The organism is Clavibacter phaseoli, from assembly GCF_021922925.1.
Classification (GTDB): Bacteria; Actinomycetota; Actinomycetes; order Actinomycetales; family Microbacteriaceae; genus Clavibacter; species Clavibacter phaseoli.
Genome location: NZ_CP040786.1, coordinates 2,135,468 through 2,153,726 on the forward strand (window position 1 = coordinate 2,135,468; position 18,259 = coordinate 2,153,726).

At 74.1% G+C, this 18,259-nt stretch carries 17 protein-coding genes; 11 read left to right on the forward strand and 6 right to left on the reverse strand.

Translation table 11 applies throughout. The features are described 5' to 3' along the window. Positions 1-9 precede the first annotated feature (9 nt). On the forward strand, positions 10-729 hold the full coding sequence (locus FGI33_RS09835; protein WP_119434524.1) for an arsenate reductase/protein-tyrosine-phosphatase family protein: 720 nt from the start codon (positions 10-12) through the stop codon (positions 727-729). Positions 730-862: 133 nt separating this feature from the next. On the opposite strand, the gene FGI33_RS15530 is transcribed toward FGI33_RS09835, so the two are convergent. Next, on the reverse strand, positions 863-1,240 hold the full coding sequence (locus tag FGI33_RS15530; protein ID WP_237581795.1) for a hypothetical protein: 378 nt from the start codon (positions 1,238-1,240) through the stop codon (positions 863-865). On the opposite strand from FGI33_RS15530, the gene FGI33_RS09845 reads away from it, so the two are divergent. The 10 genes from FGI33_RS09845 to FGI33_RS09890 all read left to right on the forward strand — a co-directional run bounded on the left by FGI33_RS09845 (position 1,218) and on the right by FGI33_RS09890 (position 12,941). Continuing rightward, positions 1,218-2,282, forward strand: a complete 1,065-nt coding sequence (locus FGI33_RS09845; RefSeq protein WP_237581797.1) for a sugar transferase — start codon at positions 1,218-1,220, stop codon at positions 2,280-2,282. The two genes, FGI33_RS15530 and FGI33_RS09845, sit on opposite strands and share 23 nt — an antisense overlap. Further along, positions 2,282-3,412, forward strand: a complete 1,131-nt coding sequence (locus FGI33_RS09850; protein ID WP_204586985.1) for a glycosyltransferase — start codon at positions 2,282-2,284, stop codon at positions 3,410-3,412. The genes FGI33_RS09845 and FGI33_RS09850 overlap by 1 nt, the downstream gene beginning before the upstream one ends. Beyond that, positions 3,412-4,458, forward strand: a complete 1,047-nt coding sequence (locus FGI33_RS09855; RefSeq protein ID WP_237582472.1) for a glycosyltransferase family 4 protein — start codon at positions 3,412-3,414, stop codon at positions 4,456-4,458. Before FGI33_RS09850 ends, FGI33_RS09855 begins: the two co-directional genes overlap by 1 nt. Then, a complete protein-coding gene (locus FGI33_RS09860; RefSeq protein ID WP_119435374.1) occupies positions 4,455-5,633 on the forward strand; it encodes a polysaccharide transporter in 1,179 nt (392 codons plus the stop codon). Before FGI33_RS09855 ends, FGI33_RS09860 begins: the two co-directional genes overlap by 4 nt. Further along, the gene (locus FGI33_RS09865; protein WP_237581799.1) at positions 5,630-6,679 is read left to right on the forward strand and encodes a polysaccharide pyruvyl transferase family protein; all 1,050 of its coding nucleotides are present in this window, start codon (positions 5,630-5,632) and stop codon (positions 6,677-6,679) included. Before FGI33_RS09860 ends, FGI33_RS09865 begins: the two co-directional genes overlap by 4 nt. Then, positions 6,658-8,364 (forward strand): O-antigen polymerase, encoded by a 1,707-nt coding sequence (locus tag FGI33_RS09870; protein WP_237581801.1) that lies wholly within the window; start codon positions 6,658-6,660, stop codon positions 8,362-8,364. Before FGI33_RS09865 ends, FGI33_RS09870 begins: the two co-directional genes overlap by 22 nt. Then, complete coding sequence (locus tag FGI33_RS09875) at positions 8,361-10,241, forward strand: DUF4012 domain-containing protein (RefSeq protein WP_237581803.1); 1,881 nt, start codon at positions 8,361-8,363, stop codon at positions 10,239-10,241. The genes FGI33_RS09870 and FGI33_RS09875 overlap by 4 nt, the downstream gene beginning before the upstream one ends. A 158-nt stretch (positions 10,242-10,399) precedes the next feature. Further along, complete coding sequence (locus FGI33_RS09880; protein WP_119434996.1) at positions 10,400-10,984, forward strand: YdcF family protein; 585 nt, start codon at positions 10,400-10,402, stop codon at positions 10,982-10,984. 66 nt (positions 10,985-11,050) lie between these two features. After that, positions 11,051-11,872, forward strand: a complete 822-nt coding sequence (locus FGI33_RS09885; RefSeq protein WP_119402425.1) for an endonuclease/exonuclease/phosphatase family protein — start codon at positions 11,051-11,053, stop codon at positions 11,870-11,872. 85 nt (positions 11,873-11,957) lie between these two features. Next, positions 11,958-12,941, forward strand: a complete 984-nt coding sequence (locus FGI33_RS09890) for an ATP-grasp domain-containing protein (RefSeq protein ID WP_119434995.1) — start codon at positions 11,958-11,960, stop codon at positions 12,939-12,941. Between the two features lie 39 nt (positions 12,942-12,980). Here FGI33_RS09890 and FGI33_RS09895 read toward each other — a convergent pair whose 3' ends face one another. The 5 genes from FGI33_RS09895 to FGI33_RS09915 form a co-directional block, all read right to left on the reverse strand. After that, positions 12,981-13,376 (reverse strand): chorismate mutase, encoded by a 396-nt coding sequence (locus FGI33_RS09895; RefSeq protein WP_119402427.1) that lies wholly within the window; start codon positions 13,374-13,376, stop codon positions 12,981-12,983. A gap of 83 nt (positions 13,377-13,459) precedes the next feature. Next, positions 13,460-13,879, reverse strand: a complete 420-nt coding sequence (locus FGI33_RS09900; RefSeq protein ID WP_011931929.1) for an organic hydroperoxide resistance protein — start codon at positions 13,877-13,879, stop codon at positions 13,460-13,462. A 183-nt stretch (positions 13,880-14,062) separates the two neighbouring features. After that, positions 14,063-14,740 carry a response regulator transcription factor gene (locus tag FGI33_RS09905; protein WP_119435469.1) on the reverse strand — a complete coding sequence of 226 codons (678 nt, stop codon included), beginning with the start codon at positions 14,738-14,740 and terminating at the stop codon, positions 14,063-14,065. Continuing rightward, positions 14,737-16,098: a sensor histidine kinase gene (locus tag FGI33_RS09910; RefSeq protein WP_237581805.1), complete on the reverse strand. Its 1,362-nt coding sequence runs from the start codon at positions 16,096-16,098 to the stop codon at positions 14,737-14,739. Before FGI33_RS09910 ends, FGI33_RS09905 begins: the two co-directional genes overlap by 4 nt. A 65-nt stretch (positions 16,099-16,163) precedes the next feature. Continuing rightward, entirely contained in the window at positions 16,164-18,227 is a 2,064-nt protein-coding gene (locus tag FGI33_RS09915) for a serine hydrolase domain-containing protein (RefSeq protein WP_237581806.1), read from the reverse strand. Positions 18,228-18,259: the final 32 nt, after the last annotated feature.

Genomic DNA, 18,259 nt, shown 5'->3' on the forward strand with positions numbered 1-18,259 from the left:
CTCCCCTCCATGTCGGAACTCCCCCCCACGAGCCGCAGGGCCGCACGCGCGGCCCTCGGCGACGCATCCTCCGAGGGCGTCGACGACGGCTCGTTCCGCGTCCTGTTCGTCTGCTCGGGCAACATCTGCCGCTCCGCCCTCGCCGAGCAGGTCCTCCGGGCCCGCGTGCGGGCGATCTTCGGCGGCCACGCCGCGGAGGCCGACTCGGTCGTGCGCTTCTCCAGCGCCGGCACGATCGCGGCCGACGGGCAGCGCATGCCCGAGCAGGCGGCGGAGCTCTCCGTGCGGTACGGCGGGGACCCGAGCGAGCACCAGGCGCGCTTCCTGACGCCCGGCATCATCCAGGGCGTCGACCTGGTGCTCACCATGGCGCGCGAGCACCGCAGCGCCGTCGTGCGCGCCGTGCCCCGCGCCAACCGCTTCACCTTCACGATCCGCGAGTTCGCAGCGCTCTTCGAGCACCTCGTCGAGGTGACCGGGGACGAGAAGCACATCGCCTGCGACGGCGACGTGCCTGAGCAGCTGCGCGCGCTCATCCCGCTCGTGGCGGCGCAGCGGGGCGTGACCCTGCCGCCCGCCCACGAGGACGACTACGACGTGGTCGACCCGTACCGCCGGTCGCAGGCCACCTACGACGCCTCCGGCGAGCAGGCCGGCGGCGCCATCGAGTCGATCCTCGAGTCGGTGCGGGCCGTGACCCGCACGGACGCGCCCCGCCTTCGGGGCTGACCCGACCCGCCCACCACCGCACACGAGCGCACGCAGCTCCATCAGACACCACCGGCTCCCGAACGGAGCCGCCTGCCCCGGGGGACCAGTGGACACGCAACAGACACGACGCACGGACGAGGCCCAGGAGGGGTCACGCTGGCGGGTCGTCTACGCCCGGCGCCTGGCGCTGAGCGACGCGATCGTCATCATCCTCACGACCTTCGGCGTGCAGTTCCTGTGGTTCGGCACGACGGCCGGCACGGTCGACCTCGGCGGCAACGCGCGCGGCGTGGCCGTGACCTACACGATGGTCTCCGTCGTGCTGATCCTCGCGTGGCTGTTCGTGCTCACCGTCTACAGCACGCGCGACTACCGCATCGTCGGCACCGGGACGGCGGAGTACAAGCAGGTCGCCGACGCGACGCTGCGCCTCTTCGGCATCATCGCCATCGTCGCGTTCCTCGTGAAGATCGACCTGGCGCGCGGCTACATCATCGCTCGGCCTCGTGCTGCTGCTGCTCTCGCGCACGCTCTGGCGCGTGTGGCTGTCGGCCCAGCGCCGCCGCGGCGAGTTCTCCTCGCTGATCCTGCTGGTCGGATCCCTGGAGAGCACCACCCACACCGCCACCACCCTCGCCCGCGCCCCCAAGGCCGGCTACCGCGTGGTGGGCGCGTGCCTCACGGGCGACGCGCGGCCCTCCCGCCTCCCGGGTCTCGACGTGCCCGTGGTCGGGAACGCCGACGACGCGCTCGTGGAGCTGGAGCGCCTCGGCGCCGACACGCTCGTCCTCACGTCGAGCGACGAGCTGCCGCCCGAGCGGATCCGCGAGCTCAGCTGGTCGCTCGAGCCCGGCCGCCACCACCTCGTCATGGCCCCCGGCCTCACCGACATCGGCGGCCCCCGCATCCACACGCGCCCCGTCGCCGGCCTGCCGCTCATCCACGTCGAGACGCCGCGCTTCGAGGGACGGAAGCTCCTCTCCAAGCGCCTCTTCGACATCGTCGTCTCCGGCATCACGCTCATCGTGCTGAGCCCCGTGTTCCTCATCCTCGCGATCCTCATCAAGGCCACGAGCTCGGGCGACGTCTTCTACAAGCAGGAGCGCATCGGCCTGAACGGCGAGCCGTTCCACATGCTCAAGTTCCGCTCCATGCGCATGAACGCCGACGCCGAGCTGTTCGCGCTGCTGGAGCAGCAGGGCACGGCCGACACCCCGCTGTTCAAGGTGACGGACGACCCGCGCATCACGAGGGTCGGCGGCGTCCTGCGCCGCTACTCGCTCGACGAGCTGCCGCAGTTCCTCAACGTGTTCCTCGGATCCATGAGCCTGATCGGCCCGCGCCCGCAGCGCGAGGGCGAGGTCGCGCTCTACGACAGCGCCGCCCGCCGGCGCCTCCTCATCAAGCCCGGAATGTCCGGCCTCTGGCAGGTCTCCGGCCGCTCCTCGCTCTCGTGGGAGGACGCCATCCGCCTCGACCTCTACTACGTGGAGAACTGGTCGCTCACGGGCGACATCATCATCCTCGCCCGCACGTTCAAGGCCGTCTTCGGCGCGGACGGGGCCGTCTGATGGGCGGGCTGCTGGTCCAGGAGTGGATCGAGAAGTCCGGGGGATCCGAGAAGGTGTTCGACGCGTTCGCGCACGCCTTCCCCGACGCCGACCTCTTCACGCTCTGGAACGACGACCCGGGCCGCTTCGGCGACCGCCCGGTCCGGGAGAGCTGGCTGGCGCGCACGCCGCTGCGCCGGAGGAAGCCGCTCGCGCTGCCGTTCATGCCGCTCACCTGGAGCTCGCTCGACCTCGACGCGTACGAGTGGACGCTCTCGAGCTCGCACCTGTTCGCGCACCACATCGGCCAGGGCGACCGCGCGACCCGCCAGCACGTCTACGTGCACAGCCCCGCGCGCTACCTCTGGACCCCCGACCTCGACCAGCGCGGCGCCAACCCGCTCGTGAAGGCCGCCGCTCCCCCGCTCCGCGCGCTCGACCGGCGCCGCGCGCAGGCGTCGCACGCCGAGTTCGCCGCGAACAGCGCGTTCGTGCAGGCCCGCATCCGGAAGGCGTGGGACGTCGACGCGCGCGTCATCCACCCGCCCGTCGACGCGACCGCGATCCGCGGCACCGCGTCCTGGGAGGGCGAGCTCACGGGATCCGACGCCGCGCTCGCCGCGTCGCTGCCCGAGTCGTTCCTCCTCGGCGCCAGCCGCTTCGTGCCGTACAAGCGCCTCGACCTCGTGATCCGCGCGGGCGAGGCGGCCGGCGTGCCCGTCGTGCTCGCCGGATCCGGCCCGCTCGCCGACGAGCTCGCGGCGCAGGCCGCCGCCGCGCGCGTGCCCGTCACGGTCGTGCCGCGCCCCTCGGACGCCCTGCTCTATACGCTGTACCAGCGCTCGCTCGCGTACGTGTTCCCCGCGGTCGAGGACTTCGGGATCATGCCCGTCGAGGCGATGGCCGCGGGCGCCCGCGTGCTCGTGAGCGACGTGGGCGGCGCGACCGAGAGCGTCGTCGACGGCGTCACGGGCGTGCACGTGCACGACTGGGAGGGCGCCGGCCTCGCCGACGCCGTGGCACGCGCCGCCGCGCTCGATCCCGCCGCGAGCGTCCGCCGCTCCGCCGACTTCGACGCCGACGTGTTCGAGCGCCGCATCGCCACCTGGGTCCGCCACGACGGCGCCCGGCTCGACGGGGCGGCCGCGTGATGCGCCGGCTCGTCGTCAACGAGGCCTACGCGGGGCAGCGGGTCACCGGCCAGCAGCGCTACGCGACGGAGATCGCCCGCGCCCTGGAGGGCAAGCGGGGCGTGACGCGCGCCACGCCGTCCGACGGCATCGCGTCGTCCGGCGCGCGCAGCTGGCTCTGGGTGCAGACGACCCTGCCGTGGATCACGCGCCAGGACGTGCTGCTCTCCCTCACGAGCCGCGCGCCGCTCGTCCACCGCCGCCACATCGTGGTCGTGCACGACCTCTTCGTGCTCACGAACCCCGAGTGGTACAGCCGCGAGTACGTCGTGACCCACGTGCCGCTGCTGCGCGCGAACCTGCGCGACGCGCGCGTCATCGTCACCGTGAGCGAGCCCGTCGCCGAGCAGGTGCGCGAGCTCGGCCTGTCCAGCGCGCCCGTCGTGGTCGCGCCCAACGCGCCGAGCCCCGTGTTCGGCGAGCCGCGCGACGCCGAGGAGCGCGCCCGCGTGCTCGAGCGGTTCGGCGTGACCGACGGCGGGTACCTGCTCGCGGTCGGCAGCATGGATCCGCGCAAGAACCTGAAGCGCCTCACCGAGGCCTACCTCGAGCTGCCCGCGGAGACGCGCGCCGCGGCCCCCCTCGTGCTCGTGGGCGCGAAGAGCGCCGTCTTCGGCGACGTCGACATGGCCGAGTCGGACGACATCAAGCTGGCCGGCTACGTGACCGACGACGAGCTCGCGGTGCTCTACGCGGCCTCGCGCGGCGTGGTCTTCCCGAGCCTCGCGGAGGGCTTCGGCCTGCCGCTCGTCGAGGCGATGGTCGCCGGCGCGCGCCTGGCCGTCTCCGACATCCCCGTCTTCCACTGGATCTGCGGGGACGACGCCGACTACTTCTCCCCCGCCGACACGTCCGCAATCACCGCGGCGCTCGCCCGGCTCGCGGCTGCCGCCCCGCTCGACGAGGAGGAGGCCGCCCGCATCCGACTGGCCGTCACCCGCCGCTTCGACTGGCGCACCTCCGCGCAGACCGTCCACGACGCCTACCAGAGCATCGGGACGCGATGATCCGTCGTCTCGCGCTGCTGCTCCCCACGGGGGCCGCAGGGCTCACGCGCGTGCTCCAGCTCGTGCTGCTCGTGGTCCTCACGAACCTGTCGGAGGGCTCGGCCCAGAGCGCCCTCATCACGGGGTTCGCGCTGCTCAGCTCGTTCGCGATCATCACCGACTCGGGCGCCGCGAACTTCCTGCTCTCGCTGCCGCGCACGCGCCTCACCCGGAGCGTGCACGCCCGCGCCGTCGCGTTCCACGCCGGGCTCGGCTCGCTCGGCGCCGCCGTCGCGATCGTCATCGCCGTCGCGGCCTCGTCCTCGATCCCCGGCGAGGCCGTGCTGCTGCTCGTCGCGCTCGGCGTCAGCCAGGTGCTCGACTCGCTCACCCGCACGATCCGGGCGCCCCTGCTCGTCGGCCGCCGCGACGCCTCCTACGCGTTCCCCGACCTCGCGCTCGTGGTGCTGAAGGCGGTGCCGCTCCTCATCGCCTTCCTCGTGCCCGAGATCCTCGTGCTGCTCGCGTTCCCGCTGGTGTCGCTCGTCGTCACCGCGGGCACGTGGATCGCCGTCCGCCGCGGCCTGCCGACCACGAGCGACGAGCCCGTGCGCGTGTTCCCGCAGATCCTCGAGTTCGGCCTCTCCGGATCCCTCAGCGCGCTCTACTCGCAGGCGCCGCTCGTGCTCGGCACGGCGATCCTCGGCGCCGACGCCGTCGTGCCGCTCGCGCTCGCCTACCGGATCGTGCAGCCGCTCGAGGTCCTGCCCGCGACGCTCTCGCAGCAGCTGATCCCGCGGATCCGCGCCGCCGGACGCCCCGCGCGCGCGTACTGGTGGCGGTTCGCGCTCGGCGGCCTCGTCCTCGCCGGGATCCTGGCGCTCATCCGCGAGCCCGTCGCCCAGCTGTTCGGCGGCGACGCGTTCGACCAGGTCGTGTTCCTCGTGATCCTCCTCTCGGTCGCCCCCAAGTTCGGCAACTACGCGCTCATGGCGTACGCGATGGGCTCCGGCCTCGTCCGCGTGCGGCTCACCGCGACCATCGTCACGGGCGTCGTCGCCGTGGTCCTCACGCTCGTCGCCGCGCTCACGGCCGGCCCCGCCCTCCTCGCCGGCGTCACGCTCGTCGCCGAGCTCGTCCTGAGCGCCGCCATCGCCGCGCTCCTCATCCGCAACCGCAGGAAGGAGGACGCATGAGGACCCTCATCGTCTCCGCCGACCGCACCCTCGCGTCCGGCCACCCGCAGAACCTCGGCGACGCCTTCCTCACCGACGCGCTGTCCGAGCGCCTCCGTCGGGCCGGCCACGAGACCGTGATCGCCGACTTCGGGCAGAACCGGCGCCTCGACTCCACCGAGGAGCGCGTGCGCGTCTCCGGCGTCCGCGCGCTCGCCGACGTCGTGCGCCAGGTCGACGCGGTCGTCGTTGGCGGCGGCACGCTCCTCGCGGACGACCAGCCGTCGCGCCCCTTCGCGGGCCTCCCCCGCCTCATGGCCGTCACCGGGCTCATCGCGCGCACCAGCCGCACGCCGCTCGCCGTGTTCGGCGTGGGCGCGGATCCCGTCAGCCGCCGCCGCGCGCGCCTCGCCCTCCGCGCGGGTCTCGACGGCGCCCGCGTCTGGACCCGGGACCCCGACTCCGCCGGCCGCGCCGCCGGGTACTCGAAGCTCCCGGTCGAGGTCGCCGCCGACGTCAGCCTCTTCGCCGCCCCCGAGCTCGCCGCGATGGCCGCGCCCGCCGACCGCCGCCGCGGTGCCGTGGTCGCCCTCAACGCGAAGCACTCCCCCGAGGTCACCCCCGCCCATGTCGCGGCGCTCGAGGAGCGCTTCGGCGAGGTCGTCTTCGTGTCGATGGACCAGGGCGACGACTCGGACGCCGGCGCGCTGCCGCCCGAGGTGCGCGCCAGGCTCACGACCGAGCCCGGCGACCACGGCTGGCGCCGCGCCGCGGAGCTCATTTCCGACCGCGAGGTCGTCGTCGCCTCTCGCATGCACGCCATGTACCTCGGTACGATGCTCACGACGCCCGTGGTCGCCGTCGGCGGCGCCACCAAGGTCGGGGCGTTCACGACCGAGTTCGGCACGCGCACGGAGCCGTCGTTCGACCGGGCGGTCCGCACCGCCATCGCCGGGACGGCCGACGCAGAGGCCGCTCGCACCACCGCGGCGGCTCTCGCCGCCGCCACCGCCCGCCTGGACGCGGCTTTCGAGGAGATGACTTCATGGGTCCGACGTACCGCCTAGCGACCCCGGCGGTCTTCGCGGCCGCCGTGGTCCTCACCGTCCTCGCCGCGCTCGGCGGCGTGGCCCTGCTCGGCAACGAGCTCTCCTACCCGTTCATGATCGCGGTGCTCGCGATCCTGCTGGTCGGCGTGCTCGTGAAGGAGACGGTCTCCAACGGGGATCCGATCACCCCCGGCGGCATCGTCGCCTTCACGGGCCTCCTCCTGTTCGTGCTGCGCCCCCTCACGGTCGCCAACAGCATGGAGACGAGCCCCGGCGCCATCGCCGACACGCGCTTCTTCTCCCCCACGCTGCAGCTCGCGGCGAGCTCCGCGCTCATCGAGGCGCTGATCTTCTTCTCCGCGTTCTTCGTCGTGTACTACTACCAGGTGGCCCGCGAGGCCCGCCGCATCGCCCGCGGCGGCGAGGACGCGAAGGCCCTGGAGGACAACGCCCTCGCGGGCGGCCCCGCCTTCGTCGACCCCGACACGCAGGTGCGCTGGCAGCGCGTCTTCAACACGTCGGTGTCGCAGGCGCTCGTGGTCATCTCCTCGGTCGTGGCCCTCGGCCTCCTCGTGTACCTGGTGCTCTCCTCCGGCGGAATCCAGGCGTACACGACGGGCCTCGCCAACCGGAGCGACTTCCTCTCCGGCAAGTCGTTCATCGGCCTGTCGTACATCCCCGTGCAGATCGCGATCGTCTACAACGTGCTCGCGCGCCGCCAGAAGGGCCTCGAGGGCTGGAACTGGGTCAACCTGGTCGCCGTGCTGGTGCTCGTGGTGTGCGCCGGGTCCGCCGGCGGCCGCGGCCCGCTCATCATCGGCGTGTTCCTGCCGTTCCTGATCCTCAAGCAGATCGGCCCGAAGCCGTTCCGCTTCCGCACCATCGCCCTCATCGGCGGCGTCACGGCCGTGGTCGCGATGGTCTACTCGATCGTCATCCGCGAGTCCACGTTCGACAACGGCCGCTCGCTCGACCGCCTCACGCAGGACCCGATCGGCGTGCTCCTCGACCGCCTCACCAGCGGCATCGAGACACGGCCGTTCGACGTGCTCATCCGCCTCAACGAGGTCGCGTCGCTGCCCGACTTCGTCTACCAGTGGGGTGCCACGTACGCCGCGGTGCCGGCCTGGTTCGTCCCGCGCGGGCTGTGGGAGGACAAGCCCTTCGGTGGCGGCAACACGTGGTTCACGTCCACCTACGTGCCCCGGTTCTACGGCGTCAACCGCGTCGAGACGAGCCTGTCGGCCATCGGCGAGGCGTTCTCGAACTTCGGCATCCCCGGGGTCGTCGCCGTCGGCGCGCTCCTCGGGCTCGTGGCCGGCCTCTTCATCCGCGCCCGCATGCGCCGCCGCGGGCTCCTCGGCGCCGCCATCGCGGTCGTCGTCACCCCCTACCTCTTCTCCCTGATCCGCGGCGACGCGTACCAGGGCATGTCGACCAGCATCGCGTCGCTCGTGATCCTCGTGCTGTTCTTCTGGTTCTCCTCCACCCGCAAGCAGGTCACCGGGCCCGTCAGCGCGCCCGTGCCGCTGCCCGACGAGACCGCGCCCGCGGCCGTGCGCGAGCAGGCGCTCATCGGGGCCGGTGTCGCCGGCCTCGGCGCGGTCGGCGGATCCGCCCCCGAGCCGGCGCGCCCGGCGATCGGCAACGGCCGGGCCTTCCCGGCCGGACGACCGGTCGTCGACCGGAGCCGCGACCGGTGACGGGCATCGACGGCATCCTGCCCCCGGCCGACGGTCGCGGTGACGCGGATGGCGCCGACCGGGGCCGCAGCCGCCGCGCCGCGCGCGCGGACCGCGACGCCTCCCGCACCCGACGGCCGGTGTGGAAGCGCAAGCGCCTCTGGATCCCGGTGGGAGTCCTCGGCGTCCTGGTGATCGGCACCGCGGTCTCGGCCGCGCTGATCCTCCCCCGCGTCGACACGGTGCAGAGCGAGCTCCGCGAGGCGCTCCCGCTCTCCGACCAGGTGCAGACGGCGCTCCTCGCGGGCGACATCGACACCGCGAAGTCCGGCGCCTCCGAGCTCCGCGACCACACCGCGAAGGCCGCCCGGGCCGCGGACGACGGCGTGCTCGGCGCGTACGAGTGGGTCCCCTTCGTCGGCCCGAACATCCACGCCGCCCGCGTGCTCGCCGCGACGAGCGACCGCCTCGCCACCGACGTCGTCACGCCCGCCACCGAGGTCTCGCTCTCGGCGTTCACGCCCGTGCTCGGCCGCATCGACCTCGACGGGATCCGCTCCCTCGGCCAGACGGTCGACACCGCGAGCGACGGCCTCGCCGGCGCCCGCGCCGAGCTCGACACCGTCGACCGCGACGACCTCTGGGCGCAGGTGGCCGACGACGTCGACCTCATGGACGACACGCTCACGAGCACCGAGGCGACGGCGAGCACGTTCCGCGAGGTCACGGGGATCCTGCCCGACCTCCTCGGCGCCGACGGCGCCCGCAACTACCTGCTCATGTTCCAGAACAACGCGGAGGTGCGCTCCACCGGCGGCAACCCGGCCGCGCTCGTGCTGCTGACCGTCGAGGACGGCAGCGTGCGCATCGCGAAGCAGGCGTCGAGCAACGACTTCCCCCGGAACGTGCGCCAGGGTGACGTGCCGGACGAGACCGTGCGCCTCATCGAGCCGCGCTCGGACCGGTTCGAGCAGAACATCACGATGTTCCCCGACTTCCCCACGTCCGGCGCGCTCGCGAAGTCGTACTGGGAGGCCAACATCGGCGACCGGGTCGACGGCGTGCTGTCGTTCGACCCGATCGCGCTCAGCTACCTGCTGGAGGCGACCGGGCCGATCACGCTGGCGACGGGCGACGTGCTGGACGCGCAGAACGCGGTGCCCACGCTCCTCGGCGCCGTCTACAGCCAGTACCCCGACTACCTCGCGCAGGACCGCTACTTCGCGAGCGCGGCGAGCACGATCTTCGCCAAGCTCGTCACCGACACCCCGCCCGTCGTGCCTCTGGTCACCGCGATCGACCGGGCCATCGACGAGCGGCGCCTCCTCCTGTGGAGCACGGTGCCGGAGGAGCAGACCCTCATCGAGGGCGGGCCGCTGAGCGGCGCGCTGCCGGACGACAACACCGAGCAGACGGCGATCGGCCTGTACTTCAACGACATCGGCTCGGGATCCAAGATGAGCTACTACCTGCGCTCCGGGTCCCGGATCCAGGCGGAGACCTGCGGCGACACCACCACGTACACGGTGTCGGTCGACATGACGAGCATCGCGCCGCTCGACGCCGCGACGAGCCTGCCGCGCTACGTGACGGGCCTCGACGGCCAGGCCAAGGGCCGCCAGTTCGACGACCTGCTCGTGTACGGGCCCGTCGGATCCACCGTCACGGGCTGGAAGACGGACGCCGACCTCACCACCGAGGAGGCCCGCGGCACCGACATGGGGCGCGGCATGATCCGCATCCGCACCGAGCTCGCGCCGCAGGACACCAAGACCGTCGACGTCACGTTCACCATGCCGGCGTCCGACGACGCCGGACCGCTCGAGGTGCGCCACACGCCCCTCGTGCGCCCGCTCGAGTCCGACATCACGCAGGTCCCCTGCTCCACGGGTGGCTGATCCGCCGCCCGCGCCACGACGCCGCCGCGCCGCCCGCCCCGGATGGGGGCTTCGCGACCGTCACGCGTCCCCATAGGCTCGACGAGCCGCCGGGGGACGCACCCGCCCCCGCACGCCCGCACGCCGCCCCCGCGGATCCTCCAGGCCGAGAGCACACGTTGACACCCAGCACCACCGCCCCACCCCGCCGAGCGCACCGCGCCCGGCGCTGGATCGTCCGCACCCTCCTCGCGCTCCTCGTGCTGCTGCTCGCCTGGCTCCTGGCCGGCATCCCGCTGTTCGTCTTCCCGCCGGCGAGCCAGCCGGACAAGGCCGACGTCATCTACGTCATCGGCCCGCCCAACCCCACGCGTCGCGACCTCGCGGCGAAGCTGGTGGAGGAGGGCTACTCCGACACGGTCGTGTTCTCGGTGCCCGCCACCGGCCCGCAGTCCGCCGACGAGCTCGCGGCCTGCAACGGCGAGTACCCCTACGCCGTCACGTGCGACACCCCGTCGCCCTTCACCACGCAGGGCGAGGCCCGCTACCTCCGCGAGAAGTCCGAGGAGAACGGCTGGACGAGCGCCATCGTCATCACGTGGACCCCGCACGTCACCCGCACCCAGCTGATCTTCTCGCGCTGCTTCACGGGCGACCTCATGGTGGTCGAGGACCCGGTGGACTTCAGCTTCCGCCAGTGGGTGTCGCAGTACACGTACCAGACCGGCGCCTTCGTGAAGGCGCTCGTCACGCCCGGCTGCTGACGCCCGCTCCCCACCCGATCGTCGCCGCGCGGCCACGCGAGCGGCTGCACGTGGTCGAATGGGGGCATGACCCTCGCGATCGGCCCGACGACCGGCGACGACATCCACCTGATCTCGCTCAACGTGCGCATGCCCTGGCACGGCACCCGCGAGGGCGAGGCCGACCACTGGCCCGAGCGCCAGGAGGTGCTCACGCGCTTCCTGCAGCAGGAGCGGCCCACGGTGCTCGGCGTGCAGGAGGCGCTGTGGCCGCAGATCCAGGCCATCGAGAAGGCGCTGCCGCCGTCGTACCGCATGGTCGGGCAGGGCCGCGAGGGCGGCAGCCACGGCGAGCACGGCGCGATCTTCTACCAGGCGTCCCGCCTGACGCTCCTCGAGCACGACGTGATGTGGCTCTCGGACACCCCCGACGTGATCGGCAGCATGACGTGGGGCAACCCCATGCCGCGGATCCTCACCTGGGCCCGCTTCCAGGACGAGGCCACCGGCCACCCGCTCGTCGTGCTCGACACGCACCTCGACCACGACGTCGCCGAGGCCCGCGACCGCGCCGCCGAGGCCATCGCCGAGCTCGTGCGCACGCGCTTCGCCGGGATGCCGCTCGTGCTCATGGGCGACTTCAACGCGCCCGTCGACTCGTTCCCCTACGACGTGCTGACCCGCCGGGCCGGCCTCCGCGACTCCTGGCTCGACACCGCCCGCCAGGCGACGCCCGCGTTCGGCACCTTCCCCGACTACCGGCCGCCGGTCGTCGACGGCCCGCGCATCGACTGGATCCTCGTGAGCGACCGCGTGGACGTGCGCGCCGCCGCGGTCAACGACTTCGCCTGGCGCGGCCGCATGATGAGCGACCACCTGCCGGTGCAGGCGCTCGTGCGCCTGAGCTGACGCCGACGGGTCGGCTGACGCCGCCTCGGCCGACGCCCGCCGTCACGCGGCCGGCGTCGCCCGTCGGGCCTCGTAGCCTGGGGGGATGAGCACCGCACCGAAGGTCTACGCCATCCACGAGAACCCCGAGTGGTTCGGCCCGTTCGCCGCCGCGCTCGACGCGCGCGGGGTCCCCTACGAGGAGTGGCTCCTCACCGACGGCGTGCTCGAGATCGACGAGGCGCCGCCCGAGGGGATCTTCTGGTCGCGGATCAGCGCGTCGGCGCACACGCGCGACCACGCGCTGTCGAAGGACTACACGCGCGGTCTCATGAGCTGGCTGGAGGCGCACGGCCGCCGGACGGTCAACGGGCGCCGCACGATCGAGCTCGAGGTGAGCAAGGTCGACCAGCTCACGGCCCTCCGCGCCGCCGGCATCGAGGTGCCGGGGACGCGCGCCGTGATCGGCAGCCACCGCATCGTCGAGGCGGCGCGCGGCCTGCCGACGCCGTTCATCACCAAGCACAACCAGGGCGGCAAGGGCCTCGGGGTCCGGAGGTTCGACAGCGTCGAGGAGCTGGCCGCCTACGTGGAGGGGCCGGACTTCGAGGAGCCGCAGGACGGGATCACGCTGCTGCAGGAGTTCCTCGAGGCAGCGACGCCGCGGGTGACGCGGGTGGAGATCGTCGGCGGCGAGTTCGTCTACGCGATCCAGGCCGACACCGCGCGCGGCGGCTACCAGCTGTGCCCCGCGGACGCGTGCGCGATCGACCCGACGACGGGCGCGCTCGTGATGCCGCCCGGGGCGACCATCGCGCAGCAGCCGGGCGACACGATCTTCTCGCTGCGGGAGGACATCACCGCGGAGCACCCGCTCGTCCGGCGCTACGTCGCGTTCCTCGCGGGGCTCGGGATCGAGGTGGCCGGCATCGAGTTCATCGAGACCGCCGACGGCCGGCTCGTGACCTACGACGTGAACACGAACACGAACTACAACGCCGGCGTCGAGGCGGTCGCGCCGGCCTCGGGCCCGGGCGCGGTCGCCGAGCTGCTGGAGCGCGTGCTGCGGGAGACGTACCCGGAGGGCTGACGCCCGCGCGGCCCGACGCGTCGAGCCGCGCGGGCGGCGTCAGGCCGTCGGGCCGCCGTCCTCGGGGGCGACGGCGGAGGTGGCCGCGGGGGTGGCGGTGCCCTCCTCCTCGGCGATGCGCGTGTGGTGGTGGATGACCTCGGCGACGATGAAGTTCAGGAACTTCTCCGCGAAGGCCGGGTCGAGCCGCGACTCCTCGGCCAGCGCCCGGAGGCGGAGGATCTGGCGGCGCTCGCGCTCGGGATCCGCGGCGGGCAGCCCGTGCGCGGCCTTCAGCCGGCCGACCGACTGCGTGAACTTGAAGCGCTCCGCGAGCAGGTGCACGAGGGCGGCGTCGATGTTGTCGATGCTCCCGCGGATGTCCCCCAGCTCCTCGAGGGCGGCACGGGCGTCGTCGTCGAGGGGCGCCCCAGCGGGGCCGGTGTTCTCAGGCATGCGATGACCCTACCCATCCGCGGCTGGGACGACGGAGGCGGGCGTCCCCGCTGGGGACGCCCGCCTCGGATCGCACGGGTGGATCAGTCGACGATGGTGACCTTCACGTCGATGTTGCCGCGCGTGGCGTTGGAGTACGGGCAGACCTGGTGGGCCGCGTCCGCGATCTCCTGGCGGCGCTCGGGCGCCACGTTCGGGAGGTAGACGTCGAGCTCGACCGCGAGGCCGAAGCCGCCCTGGCCGTTGTCGCCGATGGAGACGCTGGCGGAGACGCCCGCGTCCTTCGTGTCGACGCCGGCGTTCTTGCCGACGAGGTGGGTGGCGCCGAGGAAGCAGGCGCTGTACCCGGCGGCGAAGAGCTGCTCGGGGTTCGTGCCCTCGCCCGAGCCGCCCATCTCCTTGGGGGGACGGGTGTCGAAGTCGATGCGGTCGTCCTCGCTGCGGACGTGTCCGTCGCGTCCTCCGCCGGAGGCGTGCGCGATAGCGGTGTAGATGGGTTCCATGGATCCATCAGACCACGACGGGCCTGAGAGCGCGCGCCGCCCGCGGTGGACGTTCGCGGCACGGACGGTGGATCCCGGGCGAACGCGGCGGGACGCGCGTCCGGCCTCCGCGCGCCGCCCGGGCGCGTCGCGGCGGCCCGTCCGGCGACCCGCCCGACGGCACGCCCGTCGGCCCGCCGGCGGTCAGGGCAGCAGGCCCGAGCGGTAGCCCCACACGACGGTCTGCAGGCGGTCGCGGGTGCCGAGCTTCGTCATGATCCGGGTGAGGTGGGACTTCACGGTGCTCGTCTCGATCACGAGCCGGCCGCCGATCTCGTCGTTGGAGAGGCCGTCGCCGAGGAGCCGCACGATGTCCTGCTCGCGGGGCGTGAGTACCTCGGTGCCGGGGTGCACGGCGGACGCGGCGCGGCGGCGGGTGAACTCGGCCATCACGCGGCGGGTGGTGACGCCGTCGAGCGCGGCGCGGCCCTCGGCGAGCGCCCGGACTGCCTGGATGAACTCCTCGGGCTCCGCGTCCTTGAGCACGAAGCCGCGGGCTCCGGCCTCGAGCGCGCCGAAGACGTACTCGTCGAGGTCGAACGTGGTGGCGACGAGGACGGCGGGACCCTGGCCGTCGCCGTGCGTGCCGCCGGCGGCGTCCGCGTCCGCTCCGGTGATCGCGCGGGTCGCCTCGATGCCGTCGCCGCCGGGCATGCGCACGTCCATCACCACGACGTCGGGCGCGAGGCGGCGCACGGTCTCCACGGCCTCGCGGCCGCCCGCGGCCTCGCCGACCACCTCGATCCCGCCGGCCGTCTCCAGCACGACGCGGAAGCCGGCGCGGACGATGGACTGGTCGTCGACCAGCACCACGCGGATCACGCGTCGGCCCTCGCCGCCGGAACGGGCTCCACCGGCAGCTCGAGGCGCACGCGCCAGGTGCCGGATCCGGTGGGGCCGGCCTCCAGGCGTCCGCCGACGAGCGCAGCCCGCTCGCGCATCCCGACGAGGCCGTAGCCCGGCGCGGTCGCGGGGGCGGCGGCGGGCAGCGCGTTCTCGATCGTGATGGCGATGCGCGCGGGGCCGGCCTCCGTCGTGAGCGTCACGGCGGATCCGGGGGCGTGCCGCCGGGCGTTGGCGAGCGACTCCTGCACGGTCCGGTACGCGGTGACGTCGGCGAGCGGCGCGAGGGCGGGCGCGGCACCGGTCGGGCACTCCTCGACCTCGGTGCCCGCCGTGCGAGCGGCCGCGACGAGCTCCGGCAGGTCGGCGAGGCCGGGCACGGGGGCGGTGCCCGCCTCGCCGCCCTCGCCGTCGGAGCCCTGGCGGAGGATCCCGACGATGGAGCGCAGCGCGTCGAGCGTCTCGCGGCCCTGGAGCCGGATCCCGCGGAGGGAGTCCTTGGCGCGCTCCGGGTCCAGGTCGACCAGGCGCTCGGCGGCGCCGGCCTGCACGACGAGCGCCGTCAGGTGGTGCGCCGCCACGTCGTGGAGCTCGCGGGCCATGCGGGTGCGCTCGGCGGCGACCGCGGCCCGGCTGAGGGCGGCCTGGTGCTCGAGGCTCTCGGCGGCCCGCGCGAGCACGTCGCGGTCGTGGCGGCGGCGGAGCGCGACCCAGGATCCGACGGCCGCGCTCGCGGCGGCGATGAGCAGGCCGCTGACGAGGATCGACGCGGCCGCGATGACCGTGTCGACGCTGAGCCGCACGTCCACGGCCGTGGGCACGAGCAGCCCGCGGACCTGGCCGGTGGCCGCCAGGTACGCCCCGACGGCCTCGAGGCCGATGGCCGCGGCCACGACGCGCACCGCGGACGCCGGCGGCAGGAGCGCCCCGACCGTGTAGGCCGCGACGACGGGCGCCGCGGCCCAGAACCCGAAGTGCGGCGGGAGCACTGCGACGAGCGCGCCCTGGAGGAGCGACACCGCCAGGAGCGTCGACCGCGGGTGCCGGCGGCGGAACGCGAGGGGCGCGCACTGCGCGACCGCGAGGATCGCGATGGTCGCGCCCTGCGCCGGGGACATGCTGCGCGAGGTGCCGTCCGCCCAGACGAGGGCGGCGAGCACGCCGAGGAGCAGCACCGTGAGGACCGCCCAGGCCGCGGCGGCGGCCGCGTCCCGGGCCGCGTCCGTGCGGATCCCGACGCGGCCGAGGGCGGCGCGGATCCCCTCGGCGAGCGCCCCGCGCGGACGGACGGCGACGCGGGCGGTCGCCACGGCGGCGTCGGGCGCGGGAGGGGTCACGCTCCGAGCATGGCAGGCGGGCCGGCCGCCGCCGTCGCCCGAGCCGTCGCCCGCGTCGGCGCGCATCAGTAGCTCACGCTCGGCGCGAGCAGCCGGAAGCCGACCGCGAAGGCGGCGACGGCGACCAGCGCGAGGAGGACGAGGATCCGCCCGGCGACGATCCACGCGCCGCGGCGGGTGCGGATCGCCTGCCAGACGGCGAGCGCGGCGGGGATCGCCGCGAGGGCGCCGAGGAGCTGCAGCCCCTGCAGGGTGCGGAGCGCGCCGGCGGGGACGTCGACGAACGAGAGCGCCTGCACGGCCGCGGCCGACCAGCCGAGGAGCGCCACGAGGGTCACGGCCTGGCCGATGCGGGAGAGCAGGTGCGCGCGGCTGCGGCGCGGTCGCGATGCGGCGGGGACGGCGGCGTCGGCGCGGGCGGCGCGACGTCGGCCGAGGCCGGCGATCGCCGTGGCCGGCCACACGACGACCGAGACGAGGAGCACGGCCACGGAGGCGAGCAGCAGCGGCATGACCGTGGACGCGACCTGCCACGGCTCCGCCCGGAGCATCGTGAAGGACCCGCCCCAGGAGATCGCGTCGACCGGTCCGCCGTCGGCGGAGGCGCGGGTGGCGAGCACGGCGTCGCCGCCGACCTCGCGCCACAGGTCGTCGCCCGCCTTCTCGTAGACGCCCGTCGTGACGCCGAGCGGCTTGGGGGTGACGGCGATGGTGCCGTCGGCGCGCGGCACGATCGAGGTCTGGCCGCTGAGGTTGAGCAGCGCGCCGGGGTTGGAGAACGGGGAGCGGGAGGAGAGCCAGGTGCCGGCGAGCGCGGCAGCGGCTTCCGGGTCGCCCGTGGGCGCGGCGGTGGATCCGGCCATGCCGGCGTCCGCGCGCAGGTAGCGGTCGGCGAACCCCTGCAGCACGGTCGTGCGGAGCTCCAGGGTGTCGACGGCGTCGCGGCCGTTGCCGTTGAAGGTGACGAAGATGCCGGCGTCGCTGTCCGGGAACATGCGCATGGCCGTGTGGAAGACGTTCGTGTCGCCGTCGTGGCCGAAGGCCGGGACGCCGGGCTCGCTGTCGTCGAAGAAGGCGAGGTCCATGCGCTGGCCGGCGGCGAGGGTGCCGAGCTGGTCGGCGCCCAGGGCCGGGCGGTGCATGTCGTCGAGGGTGGCGGGATCCAGGAGCGCCTGGTCGGCGGGCAGGTCGCCGAGGTGGCCGAGCATGAAGCGGGCCATGTCGGTCGCGGTGGCCGAGAGCGCGCCGGCCGGGGCCGCGTTCACGACCTCCGTCGGATACGCGGGCTGCGAGTCGTCGGGGTAGCCCTTCGCGAGGCGCGCGTCGAGGTCGGCGGGGAGCGGCTGCGCGAAGGAGGACGAGGTCATCCCCGCGCGGTCGAGCACCTCCTGCTGCACGAGGTCGACGAACGGCGTCCCGGCGACGCGCTCGGCGACGTAGCCTGCGAGGCTCGCGCCGTAGTTCGAGTACGCGGGGGTGGTGCCGGGGACGAAGACCTGCTCCGGCGGATCCGTGCGCATCACGTCGCCGAGGTCGCGCTCGCTGCCGGGCACGCCGATGAGGCCCGTGATGACCTCCTCGAACCCGGACGTGTGGGTGAGCAGGTGCCGCAGCGTGACGGCGCCCTTCGGGGTGGCGAGGTCGAAGTCGAGGTACCGCTGCACGTCGGCGTCGAGGTCGAGGCGGCCCTCCTCCACGAGCTGCATGACGGCCGTGGCGGAGACCACCTTCGAGACGGAGCCGACGCGGAAGAGCGTGTCGTCGGGATCCACCGGGCGGGCGGGGCTGCCCTCGGTGCCGGTGTCGGCGAGGCCGTAGCCGCGGGAGGTGAGCACCTGGCCGTCGGCGACGACCGACACGGCGGCGCCGGGGATGCCGGTGGTCGGCAGGGCGGAGCCGACGACGCCGTCGAGCCAGGCGTCGAGGTCGTCCTTCGTGAGGTCGTGGCCGCCCTGCTGGTGCTGCGGCGGGGCAGGGGGCGGCGGATCCGCGGGGGTCGCGGCGGTGGCGGCGCCCGCGGCGAGCGGGAGGGCGAGGGCCAGGGCGAGCGCGCCGACGGTCGCGGCGAGACGCCGTGGGCGGCGGCCGCGGTTCGGGGCGGCGGGGGTGGAGCGGGGTGTCGTGTCCATGCCTGCAACGCTCCCGGCTGGGCCGCTCCCGC